Source organism: Mesorhizobium sp. M5C.F.Ca.IN.020.32.2.1 (genome assembly GCF_004023105.1).
Lineage (GTDB): Bacteria > Pseudomonadota > Alphaproteobacteria > Rhizobiales > Rhizobiaceae > Mesorhizobium > Mesorhizobium wenxiniae.
Map to the genome: position 1 here is coordinate 1 of NZ_RZSX01000898.1, position 2,454 is coordinate 2,454.

Annotated in this window: 3 protein-coding genes and 1 tRNA gene; 2 read left to right on the forward strand and 2 right to left on the reverse strand. The window is 63.3% G+C overall.

Annotated elements, in window-relative coordinates; all coding sequences use genetic code 11:
• On the forward strand, window positions 1-402 hold a 402-nt coding region (locus EOA86_RS30555), incomplete at its 5' end, for a nicotinate-nucleotide--dimethylbenzimidazole phosphoribosyltransferase (RefSeq protein ID WP_206630182.1).
• Window positions 403-519: 117 nt separating this feature from the next.
• On the opposite strand, the gene EOA86_RS30560 is transcribed toward EOA86_RS30555, so the two are convergent.
• Window positions 520-595, reverse strand: a tRNA-Lys gene (locus EOA86_RS30560).
• Window positions 596-699: 104 nt separating this feature from the next.
• Window positions 700-1,611, reverse strand: a complete 912-nt coding sequence (locus EOA86_RS30565) for a PhzF family phenazine biosynthesis protein (protein WP_128345033.1) — start codon at window positions 1,609-1,611, stop codon at window positions 700-702.
• Between the two features lie 112 nt (window positions 1,612-1,723).
• Between EOA86_RS30565 and EOA86_RS30570 the strand changes: the two genes are divergently transcribed.
• Window positions 1,724-2,454: efflux RND transporter periplasmic adaptor subunit (locus EOA86_RS30570; RefSeq protein WP_128345035.1), on the forward strand; the 731-nt coding region annotated here is incomplete at its 3' end.

Genomic DNA, 2,454 nt, shown 5'->3' on the forward strand with positions numbered 1-2,454 from the left:
ATCGAGGCGGGCCTCAAGCGCCACGCCGAGGCGCTTGCCGACCCGCTGAAGATCGCAGCAGCCCTTGGCGGACGCGAACTCGCCGCTATCTTTGGCTCTACGCTGGCCGCACGCCATCTAGGCGTACCTGTGCTGCTCGACGGCTTCGTCTGCACCGCCGCCGCCGCACCGCTGGCAAAATTGCACCCCACCGGCCTCGCCCACACCCTTGCCGCCCATGTCTCTGCCGAATCCGGCCATCGCCGGCTGCTCGAGGGGCTCGGCCTGCCGCCGCTGCTCGATCTCGGCATGCGGCTCGGCGAAGGCTCCGGCGCGTGCCTCGCTGTCAACATTGTCCGTTCGGCGCTCGAATGTCATGCCCGCATGGCAAGCTTCGCCGAGGCTGGGGTGTCGGAGAAGTAAATGCTCGCAAACTCATGAGAGGCGACACGGCTCGATATAGGGGCATGAGACTGAGATTTTCAGTCTCACATTCTCGCCCCGTTCCCAGGGTCTTGCCACCTAAGTCTTTGAAATCTTTGGTGGGTGCGACAGGGATCGAACCTGTGACCCGCTGATTAAGAGTCAGCTGCTCTACCAACTGAGCTACGCACCCACTCGCCGGTAAAACCAGCGTCGGCGGGCATATAGCCGCCGCCATCCGCCATGTCCAGCCCTGCCGGATTCATTTCCCGACAAATCGCCTCGAGCCAATCGCGATCAGACGAACAGCTTGCCTTCCGCCACTTTTGCCGCATGGCCGCCGATGCGGGCGGCTGCCAGCCTGCCGCCTTCAACATTCAGTTCGAGGCGAATGCGCGAAGGCCGGCCCATCTCAAGCCCTTGCTCGATCCACAGTCGCGAGACCCCGTCTCGCGGGTCGTCGAAATGCATGATCGCGCCGGCGAAGGCCGCCGCCGCCGAACCGGTCGCCGGGTCTTCATAGGAAGGATTGCCCGGCACGATCATGCGGGCATGGAAGGCGCTGTCGTGGTTCACCGTCTCGCGGCAGTAGACATACGGGCTGGCGAAGGCCCAATCGCTCTTGCGGGGTGCTAATTCCGACCACGCCTGGTTATCCAGCCTAATCCGGGCGGCGGCCTCCAGATCGGCGACCGGAGCGGTCACATAGGGCACGCCGGCCGACCAGAACGAGACGCGGTGATTCTCGAAGCCGATTTCGTGCGGACCCAACCCAAGTGCGGCGCCGATCGCCACCGGGTCGGCGGACAATTCCAGTTGTTCCGGCAGTTTGGCCAGGTCGAACTCGGCAAAGATGGTGCCATCATGCTTGCTGACGGCGCAGCGCACCGGGCCGATATTCTCCTCCAGGACGAAGATGCCGGCGGTGTCGCCATCGCCAGCTATTTCGGCAAGCGCGATCGCGGAACCGACAGTCGGATGGCCAGCGAACGGCATCTCATAATCGGGCGTGAAGATGCGGATGCGGGCGCGGTGCTTGGGATTGTCAGGCGGCAGCACGAAAACGGTTTCCGACAGGTTGAACTCGCGTGCGATGGCCTGCATCGCGGCCGTGTCCAGCCCCTTGCTGTCAAGCACGACGGCCAGCGGATTGCCGGCCAGCCGCTCGGTCGTGAATACGTCGTACAGTAAGTAGTTCCGGGTCAGCATTGTAGAAAGCCTTCTGCCTCAATCCCAACATGGGCGAAATTTAATTTGATATTTGAACCATTCGGCCTGATCTGTGCACTGATGGGATTACCACTGTTCATAGGGGTCCGGCGTGGACCAGATTGTCAATCTGCCAAAGACGGAATCCACTTCCGACATAGAGACGGCACTCGGGCTTGACCACCTGGGTCTGAAGAAGAAACGCCATCGCGGCTGGCTTTATGGCCTGCTTGTGCTGGTCGTCATCGCCGCAAGCCTCGCCGGCTACCAATGGTACGCCGCGTCTCCCGCCAGGATCGACTATACCACGGCGCCGGCCGCTGTCGCCGATCTCACGGTCGAGGTATCGGCGACCGGCACGCTGCAGCCCCTCACCCAGGTCGACATTTCGAGCGAACTGTCCGGCGTCGTCCGCTCGGTCGCGGTCAACGAGAACCAGCAGGTGAAGAAGGGCGATGTGCTGGCTGCACTCGATACGGCCAAGCTGGAGGTGCAGATCGAGCGCGCCGAGGCTTCCGCCAAGGCGGCGGCCGCCAATGTCGAGACCGCCACCGTAACCCTCACCGAAAACGAAAGGGGGCTTGTGCGCGCGGCGGCACTCACCAGGCGCGGCATGGCGACGGACCAGTCGCTTGAAGCTGCGACCGCGACGCGCGACCGCTCCAAGGCAGCGCTCGACAGCGCCAAAGCCAGTCTTGCCATCGCCAATGCCGATCTCAAGGCGCAGCAGACGGACTTCGCCAAGAGCACCATCTATGCGCCAATCGACGGCATCGTTCTGACGCGCTCGGTCGATCCCGGCCAGACGGTTGCCTCCTCGCTGCAGGCGCCGGTGTTGTTCGT